The sequence below is a fragment of the Bacteroides sp. D1 genome (genome assembly GCF_000157095.2).
In the GTDB taxonomy this organism is placed as follows: Bacteria; Bacteroidota; Bacteroidia; order Bacteroidales; family Bacteroidaceae; genus Bacteroides; species Bacteroides xylanisolvens.
Genome location: NZ_JH114350.1, coordinates 507449 through 523489, shown reverse-complemented (window position 1 = coordinate 523489; position 16041 = coordinate 507449). Strand labels below are relative to the sequence as shown.

General features: G+C 38.6%; 10 protein-coding genes. 4 read left to right on the top strand and 6 right to left on the bottom strand.

The features are described 5' to 3' along the window. Positions 1 to 79 precede the first annotated feature (79 nt). From BSAG_RS02845 to BSAG_RS02860, 4 genes are all read left to right on the top strand, one after another. A complete protein-coding gene (locus tag BSAG_RS02845) occupies positions 80 to 1267 on the top strand; it encodes a DUF4855 domain-containing protein (protein WP_004316370.1) in 1188 nt (395 codons plus the stop codon). Between the two features lie 101 nt (positions 1268 to 1368). Further along, positions 1369 to 3570, top strand: a complete 2202-nt coding sequence (locus BSAG_RS02850; protein WP_004316368.1) for an alpha-N-acetylglucosaminidase — start codon at positions 1369 to 1371, stop codon at positions 3568 to 3570. Between the two features lie 23 nt (positions 3571 to 3593). Continuing rightward, positions 3594 to 6173 carry a glycoside hydrolase family 3 N-terminal domain-containing protein gene (locus BSAG_RS02855; RefSeq protein WP_004316367.1) on the top strand — a complete coding sequence of 860 codons (2580 nt, stop codon included), beginning with the start codon at positions 3594 to 3596 and terminating at the stop codon, positions 6171 to 6173. Between the two features lie 21 nt (positions 6174 to 6194). Beyond that, entirely contained in the window at positions 6195 to 7277 is a 1083-nt protein-coding gene (locus tag BSAG_RS02860; RefSeq protein WP_008017512.1) for an SGNH/GDSL hydrolase family protein, read from the top strand. An 828-nt stretch (positions 7278 to 8105) separates the two neighbouring features. Here the strand turns inward: BSAG_RS02860 and BSAG_RS02865 are convergent. The 6 genes from BSAG_RS02865 to BSAG_RS02890 all read right to left on the bottom strand — a co-directional run bounded on the left by BSAG_RS02865 (position 8106) and on the right by BSAG_RS02890 (position 16007). Beyond that, complete coding sequence (locus BSAG_RS02865; protein ID WP_008770926.1) at positions 8106 to 9173, bottom strand: SGNH/GDSL hydrolase family protein; 1068 nt, start codon at positions 9171 to 9173, stop codon at positions 8106 to 8108. 8 nt (positions 9174 to 9181) lie between these two features. Beyond that, positions 9182 to 10318: a glycoside hydrolase family 10 protein gene (locus BSAG_RS02870; protein WP_008770927.1), complete on the bottom strand. Its 1137-nt coding sequence runs from the start codon at positions 10316 to 10318 to the stop codon at positions 9182 to 9184. Positions 10319 to 10431: 113 nt separating this feature from the next. After that, positions 10432 to 12762, bottom strand: a complete 2331-nt coding sequence (locus tag BSAG_RS02875; RefSeq protein WP_004316360.1) for a phosphodiester glycosidase family protein — start codon at positions 12760 to 12762, stop codon at positions 10432 to 10434. A 7-nt stretch (positions 12763 to 12769) separates the two neighbouring features. Then, on the bottom strand, positions 12770 to 14173 hold the full coding sequence (locus BSAG_RS02880) for a DUF5009 domain-containing protein (protein ID WP_004316359.1): 1404 nt from the start codon (positions 14171 to 14173) through the stop codon (positions 12770 to 12772). A gap of 31 nt (positions 14174 to 14204) precedes the next feature. Further along, a complete protein-coding gene (locus BSAG_RS02885) occupies positions 14205 to 15089 on the bottom strand; it encodes a hypothetical protein (RefSeq protein WP_004316357.1) in 885 nt (294 codons plus the stop codon). 42 nt (positions 15090 to 15131) lie between these two features. Further along, the gene (locus BSAG_RS02890; protein ID WP_008770928.1) at positions 15132 to 16007 is read right to left on the bottom strand and encodes a hypothetical protein; all 876 of its coding nucleotides are present in this window, start codon (positions 16005 to 16007) and stop codon (positions 15132 to 15134) included. Positions 16008 to 16041: the final 34 nt, after the last annotated feature.

The window sequence follows — 16041 nt, the reverse complement described above, 5'->3', positions numbered from 1 at the left end:
ACCTAATGTTATTTTTAATATCATTTAAACGATATTCAAACGACTATTTAAACATCATAAAACAATGAATAAGAAATGTATGAAAAAGATTGTTCTTACTTTTGTATCACTACTGATGGGAGGTTTATGCTCAGTATTGGTAGCTTGTTCCGATGAGGAACACACTGTTCCTGTTTTTCCAGAAGACGGCAGTGGAGAAATTGAAATTAAGCCCGACCAGAAATACGATTGGGAAACCAACCGTCAGTCAATCTTGGCTAATACCGATATGGTACTTTTATACTCGGGTGGTGACCAACGCCTCATTTGGACGCAGGAACGCGCTCAACCCTATATTACTTATGTAGACGAGCAAAACACTCCACACTGGTTCTTTGATAGCTTCCTCATGCTTGAAATCCTCAATACTTCCGACAATTGGCAAACGGTGAGAGAGTATACCAAGGGGATGCGCTATGAATCAGCCACCAAGGCTGAGTGGATGAAACTCATCGATTGTTATTTTAATTCAGAAACTGGTATTGCAGCTATCGAAGCCGGTGTAAAGAAAGCAATGACTACCATGGGGGCGCCTGCGTACAAACGCCAAGTAATAATTGGCATTCCTGAGCCTATTGACGTACAGAATGAATTGGTGTCAGGTTCGTCGAGTGTATATTGGGGTGAGATTGATAATATGTCGCTCGACTTCTCCAAACCTGCCGACCGTGTGAAGGCTTGTAAGTGGTTCATCGATCAAGTGCGTGCCCGTTTCAGCGAGAAGGAGTATCAATATGTCGACTTAGCCGGATTCTATTGGATTGCCGAGGATGCTTCACATACCGGAAATATCATTACCCCCATTGCCAACTATCTGAACGAACTGAAATATAGTTTCAACTGGATTCCGTTCTTCAATTCCGATGGTCACGAGTCTTGGAAAGAACTGGGATTTCACTATGCTTACTACCAGCCCAACTACTATTTTGATGATAAAATACCTCTTACACGTCTTGATGAAGCCTGCAAAGAAGCTTTGCGTTGTAATATGCAGATGGAGATAGAGTTTGAGGACGATGTGTTGGCAGCTCACGGCAAAGCTTACCGTTTGGAAAACTATATGGCAAAATTCAAGGAGTATGGTGTATGGGAAAAATGCCGCTTGGCTTACTATCAGAGTAATAACGCATTGCTTACCTTGAAGTACTCTAGTGAACCGGCTGACGTGGCTCTTTATCATAAGTTCTGCAAGTTTGTTATAGAACGTCCTATCCGTGATTCACATTAACAAGTATATTTCACATTTGCAATCGAGGGTGTCCGAAGAAGGACACCCTTAAAATTCTTATAAAAAAACATTTTCCTCGCATTTGAATAGACGATATGCTTATGAACAATAAATACTTTTATCTTATACTACTTTTTTTTATGGTGAGTTGCCAAAGAAATCAAGATCCGGCTACAAATACACTTAGTGAAATGTGCGAACGTTTGTTTCCTCAACATGCTCACTCTTTCCAATTTCAACTTCTGACTGATTCTGTAGATATAGACCGCTTTACACTTGAGTCTGACAATGGGAAGATTCTGATTAAAGGAAACAACCGGAATTCATTGGCCGTAGGACTAAACCATTATTTGAAGTATTACTGTCAGGCACATGTCTCTTGGTATGCTTCGGATAGTGTAGTAATGCCTGCTCAACTACCTGAAGTAGAAGCTCCCGTTATTTTACGTTCAAAGTGTAAGAATCGTTTCTTTCTTAATTATTGCACCTTTGGCTACTCTATGCCCTACTGGAAATGGAGTGATTGGGAACGACTTATTGACTGGATGGCTCTGAATGGAGTAACCATGCCGTTGGCTATCACCGGTCAAGAGTCTATATGGTATAAAGTATGGACGGAGATGGGACTGTCTGATGAGGAGGTTCGTACTTATTTTACAGGTCCGGCTCACCTTCCCTGGCATCGTATGTCAAACGTCGATTATTGGCAAAGTCCGCTACCTCAATCATGGTTGGCAGACCAAGAAAAACTACAGAAATTAATTCTTGAACGTGAACGGGCTTTTGATATGACTCCCATTCTACCTGCTTTTGCAGGACATGTTCCCGCTGAACTAAAAGAACTTTATCCGGAAGCCAAGATCTACACAATGAGTCAATGGGGAGGATACGATGAAAAGTATCGTAGTCACTTCATTGATCCCATGGATTCGCTTTATTCAGTCATTCAACGTCGTTTTTTAGAGGAACAGACAAAAGTGTATGGCACCAACCACATTTATGGTATCGATCCTTTCAATGAAGTAGACTCACCCAACTGGAACGAGGAGTTTTTGTCTAATGTATCTGATAAAATTTATAAATCGATCCAAGGTGTGGATTCTGCTGCTCAATGGTTACAGATGACGTGGATGTTTTATCATGCCAAAGAGAAGTGGACTCAACCCCGTATCAAATCCTTTTTAAATGCTGTTCCTCAAGATAAACTGATTTTACTTGATTATTATTGTGATTATACAGAAATATGGCGTGATACAGAGCAATACTACGGGAAACCTTATATTTGGTGTTATTTAGGGAATTTTGGTGGAAACACTTTTTTAGCTGGTGACCTGAATGATGTAGATTTTAAAATTGATCGGCTTTTCAAAGAAGGAGGCGATAACGTATATGGTTTGGGAGTGACGCTTGAAGGTCTTGATGTAAATCCTTTAATGTATGAATTCGTTTTTGAACGTGCATGGCAAAATTCAATGCCTGTCCACCAGTGGATTGCAAATTGGGCCCAATGCAGAGGGGGGAATGTAGATAATCATATTGTTAAAGCATGGAAGCAACTATATGAGAAGATCTATACTTCAGCAGCCCTTTGCGGACAAGCAGTATTAATGAATGCTCGTCCACAGTTAGAAGGTGTAGAAGGATGGAACACACTTCCCGGGTACGATTATAAAAATATCGATTTGTGGGAAATCTGGAAAGAGTTGCTGAAAGCTGAAGGAGTATATCATTCTGAATATCATTTTGATGTAATTAATGTGGGAAGGCAAGTTTTAGGTAATCTTTTTGCTGACTATCGTGATAAGTTTACCGATTGCTATCGGAAAAAAGATTTGGAAGGAACTAAGGTGTGGGGACAGCGTATGGACCAACTTTTGCTCGATGTAGATCGATTGCTCTGCTGCAGTCCTGTTTTCTCAATAGGCAAATGGATAAAAGATGCCAGAGATTTTGCAGTGAATGAACAAGAACAAAAATATTATGAAGAAAATGCACGGTGCATTCTTACGGTATGGGGACAGAAAGATACCCAGCTGAACGATTATGCCAATAGAGGATGGGGAGGATTGACACGTACATTCTACAGAGAACGCTGGAAACGTTTCACAGAAGAAGTAATTGCCGCTATGACCAGGCATAAAAACTTTGATGAAGAGAAATTTCATCAGGATATTACACAGTTTGAGTATGAGTGGACATTGAAAAATGAAGATTTTCCAATCATTTCTGAAGAAAATCCAATATCTTTGGCTAAAGAACTGATATTAAAATATGATGATGACTTCTGCTCATTATATCCGTAATTGTTAACTAATTTTTCGTAACTATGAAATTTATAATTAAAGATATTCTGATCATATGCTTATTTTGTTGTGCCTCTTCATTGAATGCACAGCATGCATTTCCATACAAGAATCCATCACTTCCCACTGAAGAACGGGTAAACGATCTGTTGAACCGTATGACGTTACAGGAAAAAATAGCTCAAATCAGCCATTTGCAATCGTGGGATGTATTTGACGGACAAAAGCTCAATACCGCCAAGTTAGCAAAGATGTGTGGTGATAAAGGGTATGGCTTTTTCGAAGGTTTTCCACTCACGGCAGCGCAATGCAGGAAGAACTTCCGCATTATTCAAACCTATTTGCTGGAGCAGACACGTCTGGGTATTCCGGGTTTTTCGGTAGCGGAGTCACTTCATGGAGTGGTGCATGAAGGTTCTACTATCTATCCGCAGAATATAGCTATAGGCAGTACATTTAATCCTGAATTGGCTTATGAAATGACAAAGCATATTGCGGGTGAACTTAATACAATTGGGGTAAAACAAGTGCTAGCTCCTTGTATAGATGTAGTTCGTGAGTTACGTTGGGGCAGAGTGGAAGAATCGTTTAGTGAGGACCCCTTCCTTTGTGCTCGTATGGCTGTAGCAGAGGTTAAAGGATATATGGATCATGGCATTTCACCAATGGCAAAGCATTACGGACCGCACGGAAATCCATTGGGCGGATTAAATCTGGCATCAGTGGAGTGTGGCATTCGTGATTTATTTGATGTCTATCTGGAACCTTTTGAAGCCATACTGGCTGAAACCGATATTTTAGCAGTTATGTCAAGCTACAATGCTTGGAACCGCGAACCCAATTCTGCTTCAAAATTTATGCTAACTGATATTTTACGTGACCGTTTTGGCTTCCGAGGCTATGTTTACTCTGATTGGGGAGTTATTGATATGTTGAAAAACTTTCACGAAACAGCTGGTAATGATTTTGAGGCTGCCAGTCAAGTACTTACGGCTGGTTTGGATGTTGAAGCGTCGAGTCTCTGTTTCAAATCGCTTGAGAGTAAAGTGCTGGCTGGTGAGTTTGATGTACGCTATATCGACCGGGCGGTGAAACGTGTGTTACGTGCTAAATTTGAATTAGGTTTGTTTGAAGACCCTTACCTTGAGAAAAATTCATATCGTTGGCCGTTACGTGCCAAAGAGTGTGTTTCACTTTCACGTCAGATTGCTGATGAGTCGACAGTACTTCTGAAAAACGAAGGTAATTTACTTCCATTGGATATAAAGAAACTCCGGTCGGTGGCAGTAATTGGTCCTAATGCAGACTGTGTGCAATTTGGCGATTATACATGGAGTAAAAACAAAGAAGATGGTATCACACCGTTACAAGGCATCTGTCGTTTGGCAGGCAAAAAGGTGAAAGTGAACTATGCCCAAGGCTGTTCTATCGCTTCGTTTGATCAATCAGGCATTGAAGAAGCTGTATGTGCGGCTCAACAGAGTGATGTTGCATTACTGTTTGTTGGCAGTTCAAGTACCGCTTTTGTACGCCACAGCAGTGCCCCTTCTACTAGTGGCGAGGGAATTGATTTAAGTGGTGTTGAATTGACTGGTGCTCAAGAAGAACTGATTGAAGCGGTCTGTGCAACAGGTAAACCGGTAGTCCTAATATTGGTAGCCGGTAAACCGTTTGCTATACCTTTCGCTAAGAAAAATGTTCCGGCTATTTTAGTTCAATGGTATGCCGGAGAACAAGCAGGTAATTCCATTGCCGATATTCTCTTTGGTAAAGTAAATCCGTCAGGGAAAATTAGTTTTTCCTTTCCTCAAAGCTCCGGTCACCTTCCCGCTTTTTACAATCATTTGACCACCGACAAGGGATTCTATAAAGAGCCCGGAACTTATGAAACACCGGGACGAGATTATGTATTTTCTTCTCCGAACCCTCTTTGGGCTTTTGGTCATGGATTGAGTTATACTACATTTGATTTGGTTTCAGCAATTGCCGATAAAACTCACTATCAAGCTCATGATACCATAGCCGTAAAAGTAAAGATTGCAAACAGTGGAGAAGTTGCCGGCAAAGAAGTCGTTCAACTTTACATACGTGATGTTGTCAGTACTGTTATGACACCGGTAAAGCAGCTGAAAGCTTTTGAAAAGATAAGTTTGAACCCGGCCGAAACGAAAGAGATCACATTGAAAGTCCCCGTACACGAACTCTACCTGACCGATAATATCGGTAATCGCTACTTGGAACCCGGGACTTTTGAGATAAAAGTGGGCACTGCATCAGATCGCATAGTCCATCGTATTTCTATCGAAGTAGGGAGTAAACTTGAGAAGACTCCTGTAGTTGATTCTCCTCAAATCATTAAAGTCACGCCAAGTGGTGAGTTTATTACTGTACAGGGATTTGTACGTGATGCACAAGCCACTCCGGTAGCTTATGTCACGGTTCGTGCCATTTCATCCGGTCAGGAGACTCAAACTGATGAAAAGGGATTTTATTCTATCAACCTTCGGACTGATGATTCCATAGCTTTTGTCAAAGCAAGATTCATCACTCAACAAATGGAGGTGAAAGGACACAAAAATATTAATATCAGATTAGTGAAGTAAAGAACTTTAATTATATATACTATGTCATTTTCAGTTTATAGGAAGATAGCAAACCTTATTTTATTACTTGTGGCAAGTAATCTGTCAGCTCAGGTAACCTACTATGATGCGGCTGAATTCCAACTATTGGGAAAGGCTACCGCTGCTACCACAGAGCGATATGTACGTTTGCCTGATTCATTGGAACATATTTCTCGCTTACCGTTGTGGCAACTAAGTCGGAATTCATCGGGTATGGCAGTGCGTTTCCGAAGCAATTCGACTCAAGTTGCAGTAAAATGGGAATTGTTGGTTAATTTCCATATGGATCATATGACTGATGTAGCAGTGAAAGGACTTGACCTCTACTGTCTGGAAGGAAAGAACTGGTATTTTGTGAATAGTGCCCGTCCCATGGGAAAAAGTACGGAATCTAGCCTCATCAGCGGTATGGAAGCCAAAGAACGGGAGTTTATGATTTATTTACCGCTATACGACGGACTGGTTTCTTTGTCGATTGGAATCGATGCTGGCGCCAGTATCAATCAGCCCGCAATGGAAAGTCCTGTACGTGAAAAACCTGTAGTATTTTATGGAACCAGCATTCTTCAAGGCGGATGTGCCTCCCGCCCAGGCATGGCTCACACCAATATAATCTCACGCCGTTTGAATCGGGAATGTATCAATCTCGGGTTTAGTGGCAACGCTTTTCTTGATCTTGGAGTAGCTCAAGTGATGGCTGGAGTAGATGCCGGTGTTTTCGTGCTTGATTTTGTACCTAATGTCACGGTTGAGCAGATGAATGAGCGAATGGAGAAGTTTTACCGTATACTTCGTGACAGGCACCCTCATACACCTGTTATCTTTATTGAAGATCCACAGTTCATGGACTCCTACTACAATAACGCCAATGCCCGGAAAATTAAGACTTTGAATGACACCTTGCGTCGTATATTTAATGAGTTGAAAAAAGGAAAAGAGAAAAACATATACTATATATCCTCAAAGAGGATGCTTGGAAGCGATCGTGAGGCAACAGTAGATGGCATTCATTTTACCGATGTGGGTATGATGCGTTATGCTGATTTGGTGACTCCAGTGATTAAAAAGCTACTTAAAAAATAGTGGTTTTATGGCTCATTCACTATTAACTTTGTCTGACAACGAACTATATGGGAAAGAGTAATGCACATTATTATGATCTTTGCATCAAAGCTAGAGATACGGGGTATCATGGTATTATTTGAGAAATCGATAATCAATATGACTGTCTTATGTTGAATAGAATGTCTTTATGCTGTTTTTTCTTCACTTTCGATAACTGATGCTTTTGATAAATAGATGAAACTAGAGCGAGGAACTACTAAAATATAGAATTTATATACAGAATTGTGCATAAAATAGCTGTTGTTTGCATATAAATTACCGTATTATTTGTTCAAAACATAAGGTTGGTTGTAATGAAACATAAGGTTGGTTTTAAAGGAACGTCCCATTGGTTTAAAAGAAACGCTAAGTACGTTTAAAAGGAACGTATTTTGCTTGTAGAAATGAAATTACTTGATTTATTAGAAGCGCTTTTATGAACTTACTTTATTGAACAAAAAGCATAAATAAATTGAAAAACACATTCACTATGCAATGTATGATATAAAAAAATAAAGATTATGCTTCATAAGGGAAGGATTTCTTTAATTTCTGAATAATACTAATGACTAATCAATACGATTCTTATCCATATCTGACTGCTTGCCCGAATAAACTTAATTATAGCATCATTCAAATATCAAAATGGTAAAATATCATTTTGATATTTGAAGATTTGTTTTTATTGATATAACGTACAAAAAGCCATCTAGCAGATGTTTTGGAAATAGTGACGCCATGTCAACAAGATAACGTTACTATAAGCTGCATATAGTGACGCTATACCGAGTGGATAGCGTCACTATTTTATTTGATTGCTTTCTTAATGATTGGATAAACTAAATCAGCGTATCTCATCATGCCTAAATCTGTGAAATGAATACCGTCTATAGTAGCTTCTCCATCTTCTCCCAACATATTTTTGGAAGAGATGAAAATGATATTCTTTTCATTTTCCTTCTTTAACCGATTGAATATTTCCTTTAGCGTATCATTCTTTTTTTGCACTTCTTTAGAAACTCTTTCATCATAAAGTGTATGAGTGAAAATAGGATCTTCTATAAAAATGACTGGCGTATCCGGATGTTTACTACGAATGATATGATAGAATGTTTCCATTCGTTCTTTCATCTGTTCTACAGAAGCATTAGGCACAAAGTCTAAAACAAAAACGCTGGCATCTACTTCGGCTATCACTTTAGCCACTTCCAAGTCTAAAAGTGCGTTTCCGCTAAATCCCAAGTTGATACATTCACGGTTCAATCTTCTCGATATGATATTGGTATGTGCCATCCCCGGACGTGAAGCACAACCTCCTTGAAGAATACTGGTGCCATAAAATACAACCGGCTTTTTGCGGATCGGATAATCAATTAAAGGCTGATCGATGGTAGATAATGAATCCACTCCTATAGCCAAAGAAACAAGACCATCGTAAAGAGGAAGATAAAGCATATACTCTCTCTCTTCCGGTTGCATATTGGCAATGATCGTTACTTGATTTATCTTTCCTGTTGGTCGGGCACTGTTCACAAATCTCCATAGACAATTTCCCTCCAAACAATATAAATCTAGACCTTTTACTCCTGTATCAGTCATATGATTCATATGATTATTAAAGAGATTTTCCCATTTCACCGCTATTTGAGTAGAATTGCTACGAAACCGTATGGCCATTCCTGCCGAATTACGGCTCAAATTCCAAAGAGGAGAACGAGATATATTCCTTAGTGAATCTGGAAACCTTTCGTATTGTGCACTATTAGCTTCTGTAGCTTTTCCCAATAAAGGGAAGTTTGATCCATCGTGATATATAATTTGGGCAAAACTTATAACTTGTCCACAAAGTAAAAGTCCAATCAAAATATATCTCATCATAGTATTTAATTTGCTGGGAATTTAATCTTCTGGTGATATGCCTGTTTCAAGACCTCTCTAACAGAAGGATTATCAATCCCCTTATTATAAAAATAAATCTCACTATTAATCCCCAACTCCCGGTTTACACGGAGCTGCTCCCGTAACAGTTCCGGTGACATTTTGGAACTACTCCCTTCCATCAGAATCATACCAGGTGCAAATAATTGGTTTGGATTATTCTGATGTATATATTTCAATACTTCTGAAACCGTAGCACGATACGCTTCGATACTATAACGATAACACTGAACAGCCAACAAATCACAAACTTTCTCTTTACACCAACGAGGCCATTCCTGCATCAGATTCTCTTCACACCAGGGATAAGGATTTGGGGCGAAACTAATCATAACATTCGGACTCTTTGCTTTAATCCTTTTATATAATCGTTTTGCAAAGGTATTTAAAATATCCAAACGCCAACGTACCCATTCCGGATTATTATAATCTGCAGGAGGATTTTTTCCTTGATGTTGTGATTGATAAAGAGAGACTGTATAGGTATCATATCCAGAGTTTCGAGGCATAGCAGGTAAGCGGTCATCACCTTGAATACCATCTAAATCAGGATAAAGCGTCAATGCCTCTTCTATTAGTTCTATTAAGAAGTTCTGTACAGCTGGATTATAGGCATTGAAGTAATAATCATGTTGATTGTAATTGGCGGGGTGTTGCTGATTGTCTATTCCTAACCAGTGAGGATTCTTTGCTAATAAAGGATTATCAAGTGATATCGGACGCCCCTCTCCCATAAAACCATATTCGAACCAGAAAAATACTTTTATATCATGTTTATGAGCCTCATCAATCAAATCACGTACCGGATCATTAGTTGGACTTTGATATTGTTTAGAATATCCGCTTAGTAGATAGCTTTCTTCTTGTGTCTTATAAGTAGAATAATGCATCAATACATCACTCTTATATATTGTTTTAGTTTCTGCATAAGATACAAGGAATATAGAATTCATATTCAACTCATCTAATGTCTTCACAAAATCTTTTACTCCCTGATAGGTATGTAATACGGAAGTAAAACGAGGAGCGGGAACCCAGACTCCACGGATTCCTTGCTCTGTTTTTTTTGCTATGCTTTGCAAGCTTATAAATAAGATTGCAAAACACAAACAAAACTTCAACTTTTCACTCATGAATAAAAAATGATTAATTGATAACTTAACTATTCTTATCTTATTATAGTTTTTAGATTATACTATCTTGCAAATAACACAGTAGCAACTGGTCGTTGTTGATGATCTTTATTACACGGTTTTATAGTCTCTTTACCATTAATCAACATACAACTCGAACCTCCGCCATCTAAATTAAGCGCGTCTACACATCCAAATGCTTTCATCAACCGGGCAAGTTGGTCTAAAGTCATACCTGGAACATCCGGTGTTTGTTCGCGTCCTTCACAAACGAACAAAACTAGTTTCCCATCTTGCGTGATTCCTACCGCAGAACGAGGTTGACAAGTCTGTGGATTTATGCCACTTGCAACATCTAATAGTTCTTCTACCCAACTATTACGAATCATTCCATCCTTGATTAACACAGGACCTGCGCCAATTCCCATTTCGGCACTCCAGACTTTTGCTCCTCTCGGAAAACCTTTTGATGGAACCGATAGTGGAGGGCGTGTAGAACTGTTTAAGGCTGGCATATCATATGCATAGGTCTGTTGATTCGATTTATATATCCAGTCAACATGATATGTTCCATCTTTATAAAGACTAAAAACAGAACGGGTAGGATAATATGCAGTCTTTTTACCCTCTAAAATACGATTTACAACAGATATGTTGTCAGATAATATTCTTCCATCTTTACATATGAGACTAACAGTTTTGCCATTGGCAAAATATCCTCCATTTAATACAATCACTGGTTTTCTTTTTTCTGACTGGTAAAATTCAGTCGGGGTCTTTATCCCACTTTCTTCACCTCCGACATCTAAACTTCCTCCTTTCTTTGTATCTATAACTGCTATATAAGCATTTGTTCGTGTACTTTCAATCCATTCTGGAGAATGATAAACATTAACGTATTCAGGTAATTTACCAAAAGTAGTGACGCGAGTCCATCCTAGATTTTCAGGATTCTGAAAATCCAATTTTCGCAAATCCATTCGGAAAGGAGTTGCTGGTAATCCGGCATTGTTTATCAGGTTCCCACGCAAAAAATTACGAAAAGCGTAGCGTACATAAACCGGTTGAATTACTTTGTCATTCCATACTTTTACTCGAGAGGTTCCATTTATGATTTCGGCATTGGCAGGATAAAATATACTATCTTCGCTTGCAACCTCAAAGCCCACTAAAGGTTCATTCTCCGGATTTAGTCCATCATCTGCATGATCAAAGAGAATCTCAATAACCTTTCCATTTTTCATATATGAACGATGGATAGGACCACTATATTCAAATCCCTTTAACTGATATGTTTTTGCTAATGCCCAATACGCTAAACGCTGTCCGATTTCTCGTTTTTGGGGAGCATGAATGAATTTCTCCGAACCAAGATCGTTTGTGAAAGCCATACCTGTATTAGAGATTTCATACATGCTTTCCAACTGTGCTTCTCGGAAAATAGCCCTTTGAAACGGTCTGTCTACAGGGGATGCAACAGGAGCTATTTCTGTATAATAAATGGGAAAGTCTTTTGAACGGAACAATGTCCTGTTTTGTTTAGCCCACACAGCAAACAAACGCTGATATTGTTCCGGACGTGCAGAGTTAGACTCTCCTTGGTACCATATCATTCCCTTAATATTATAATTCTCCAGCGGTTTAATCATGGCATTATACAATACAGTAGGAGTACCATTTGCATATTTCGATTGTGGATTTGCTGCCGGAGTCAGATCTATTTCAGGAAATTGTAGAAGGTTTTCTTTACTAATCCATGGCTCAATTGAAGAACCACTCCAAGAAGCATGAATCAGTCCCACCGGTATTCCTAAAACTTTCTGTAATTGATCGCCATAATAATAAGCAACGGCACTAAAAGTAGAAACAGACTTCGGAGTATTCCTTTCCCACTGACCAGCAACATTCTCCTGTGGAACACTGCTGTAGGCACGCTGCACTGTAAATAATCTTAATGAACGATTAGAATTTGCATTTACTATCGTATTCTGTGATTCTGCGGCAGGTTGACCACGAAAACCTTTCACTGGCATTTCCATATTTGATTGTCCGGAACACAGCCAGACTTCTCCAATTAAAACATCATCCAATATAAGTTCTTCACCATCTGAAATGCGAATAGTATATGGCCCTCCAGCTTCTGGAGTTGTGACAGCCACTGACCAATCCCCCTTTTGATTACTATCTACTTCTTGCTGCTGTGCGTTCCATGAGGTATATACAACAACTTTCTTATTAGGTGTAGCTTTTCCCCATAGCTTTACCTCCGACTTTTGTTGAAGCACCATCCCATTACCTAAAATAGAAGGGAGCTGAATTTTTGCTTCACCATAAGAACAATAGGAACACAAGATTAAGATGACACATGTTATTTTTTTTATTAGTAGTTTCATATTTCTATTATGTTCTCCAGAACCATTTAAGTTTTGTAAAAATGATAGCTATTAATGCTGCCAATGTGGTGATAATAATTCCCCGTAAGAAACCAAGCCAGGCATTTTGTTGCAGATAGGATAAATATGATGCTACCCCTATTAAATTCAGTACGGGCATTACTACTAGATTAGTGGCCACATAAGCAATCATGGGGTTTTGTCCCGCCATTTCCAATGGACGTGTCAGCTGGCGGCACTTATAAATATCACATAGTATTGAAAAAGCAATCATAGCCATAAAAGCAAGGCCGGCAGTAACAAAATAGTAACTATAGGTTGAATCGTCCTTACGAATTCCGCCTTCATATGCTTCAAAAAACAACCCCAGCATAAGTAAATAAGCTCCAGCAACAAATAGTTTTCTCCAATAATCCATATTGTTGCTTCTTGTTTTCAGAAGCCAATAAATACAAACTAAAATAACAACTGTGCCACACAAGTTTAATAATAACTGACGTGTATACAGGCCATACAGATTAAAAATAATGATCCCGATAGTTAATAATAAAATTAGGGGGATTCTCCTTTTTTCTTCTAAAGGGGAATCAGCCTCACTTTTGCTTTGTAACCATTCTTTTAAGTATTCTCCGGCAATGCTTCCGGGAATTATAATAAACAAGTATTTCAAATAATAAAAACTATACATCCAGGGGATTGGAGAATAGTTCATCAAAGCCTTTACCCAGGAACCATCTGTTTTACTTCCTAAAAAGACAGCCATAATAAATGGAAGAATTGCAATTCTAGCCCATTTGTTTTTTGCTGTAAACAAGTATGCCAGCGAACCGAAAATGGACATATTTGCCAGAACCAGAATAATAATATTACTATATGACAGACTAAATTCTCTACCATTAGCATAATTTACAGTAAGCAACATGACAATGCCCAACGCATAGGCAGATAGTTGTATCCCTCCACGTAACCATTTAGACATTTTAACCGGAATTCTCATAAACATGGGAAACATCAGAACAAATGCAAACAGAGCTAACAACCATGACCGCACATCTTGCGGAGAAGATGTTACCCAAGGATACATGTGCTGAATAAAAATTGCAAAGAATGTCAACCGGAATCCACGTAATAGACAATCCCATGCTATTCTTAATTTAGATTCTCCTTTTTCCAATTTATTGCCGATAGAAAAAGGAAAAGCCGCTCCCATTGCAAATAAAAAGAATGGAAAAACTAGATCAACCCATGTAATTCCATAAAATGATGGGTCAAATGCAAAATTAGAGCGGGGACCTACTTGTGCGTGATACATCCATCCTGGTAATACTCCTGAAGCAATAGTACCTGATAAAACCATAGTAATAATGGCATATCCCCTTAAAGCATCAAGAGAGAAAGCTCTTTTATTCATGACTTATTATTTGAAATAATATATATATTTATTAATATCCTGCACCATTAATATTTACAGATTCAGCACCAGTCTTCTTTTCTGCTTCTGATGAATTTATGTCAAAATACATTGCATCCGGACAGCGCATATCAGTGTATCTTCCTGTATGAAGTGGAGCTTTTACTATTTTACCGTCATACATTCTGAATAAAAAACTTTCCTTCCATTGAGCACCTTCAACTTTTGTATTCGTGGCTTGTGTCGGTTTTCCTTCATTAGATACTTGGTCAATAGCATTTACACGTTTGAATTCTCCACGGGTTCCTTGTTTGTATCCGGCACATTCATATTCTGACTCATAATGCTTACCATTACCGTCTACAATAAATTTGAGAACCCCACTTCTTATGATCTGAATAGAAATGGTGACTTCTTCACCCGGATACCAATAATATTCTTTCTGCGCAGGAGCATTTGAATAGTTGGATGCTTGTCCGCTCGAATGACTTGTACGTCTCATGAATGGACGGAATGCTTTTCTTTCAGCACTGATATTACCTTGCTCATCCTTAACAACTTCCCAAGTTAGGCCTATATCAGTCTCTTGTCCACCCATATTCCCTCCTAAATATATAGAAGGATTATCAAGATATTGTCCTGGTTTACTAGGATTCTTACGATCTTCATCGAAAGTTGCTGTAGGCAATTTTATTGTCCCTCCGATACCTAGCCATAAATCTTTACTTGTTACGGCTTTATGATAATAGGCACCGGCAAAGCAGGCAACACTCGCTTGTGGCTTTATCTCATCTTTAAAGTAAGTGTTAATTGGATCTGTGGGTTCTGGTTCCGGTTCTCCATCGTCACTGTCAGAACAGTTATAGAATCCCATAGCTAAACTCAAAAATAATGAATAGAATAAATATTTTTTCATCTTAAATAAGTTTTTTGTAAATCAATAATATTCTTTTGAGGATCAATACCCATTTCCATTAATACTAATCGTTTCTGCTCCTATCTTTCGACCTTCATCAGTTGATGTTACTTCAAAGAAATGACTGTCCGGACAACGCATATCTGTGAAACGGCCTTCGTGAATCGGTACTTTCACAATTTCATTTTTATATTTTCTAAAATAATAGCTCTCATCCCATCGACTATTCAAAACCTTTGTTTTCGTTGCTTGCGCTGGTTTACCTTCATTCGCAACTTGATCAATTGCATTTACACGTTTAAAGGTTCCCAGTTCTCCCGGAATATAACCTTCACAATCATAATCACATTCAAAGCGTTTTCCGGCTCCTTCTATCACAAAATGTACTTTACGAGTTTCTAACACTTGAAAATACATTGTGACTTTTTCGCCCGGATACCAATAGTATTTATCTTCCGGTGGTGCTTGCGCATAATTGGGTTCTTGTCCATTAATATGCTCACTACGTCTCATAAATGGACGAAAAGCTTTCCTCTCTTTGGATAGTTTTCCATCTTTTTCCCGGATAACTTCCCATGCTAATCCGAAGTCAGTCTCCTGATCTCCCATGTTTCCTCCTAAATATACAGATGGATTATCAAGAAACTGTCCCGGCTTCTTAGTGTTTTTTCTAGTTTGATCGAATGATAATTGAGGTAAAGTAACAGTTCCTCCAACTCCCAACCAAACATCCTTACTGGAATTTACCTTGCGGTAATAGGCACCGGGAAAACATTCAATGAATTTTTCCGGTTTCACTTCATTCTTAAAAAATGTTTCTACTGACTTGGGAGAGGATGTTCTGTATTTATGAGAACAAGATGTACCTCCTATAATGAGACAAGTAAGAAGAAATATATAATTATAATTCTGTTTCATATTAATAAAGAGATAAAACAGGACCATGTCTCTG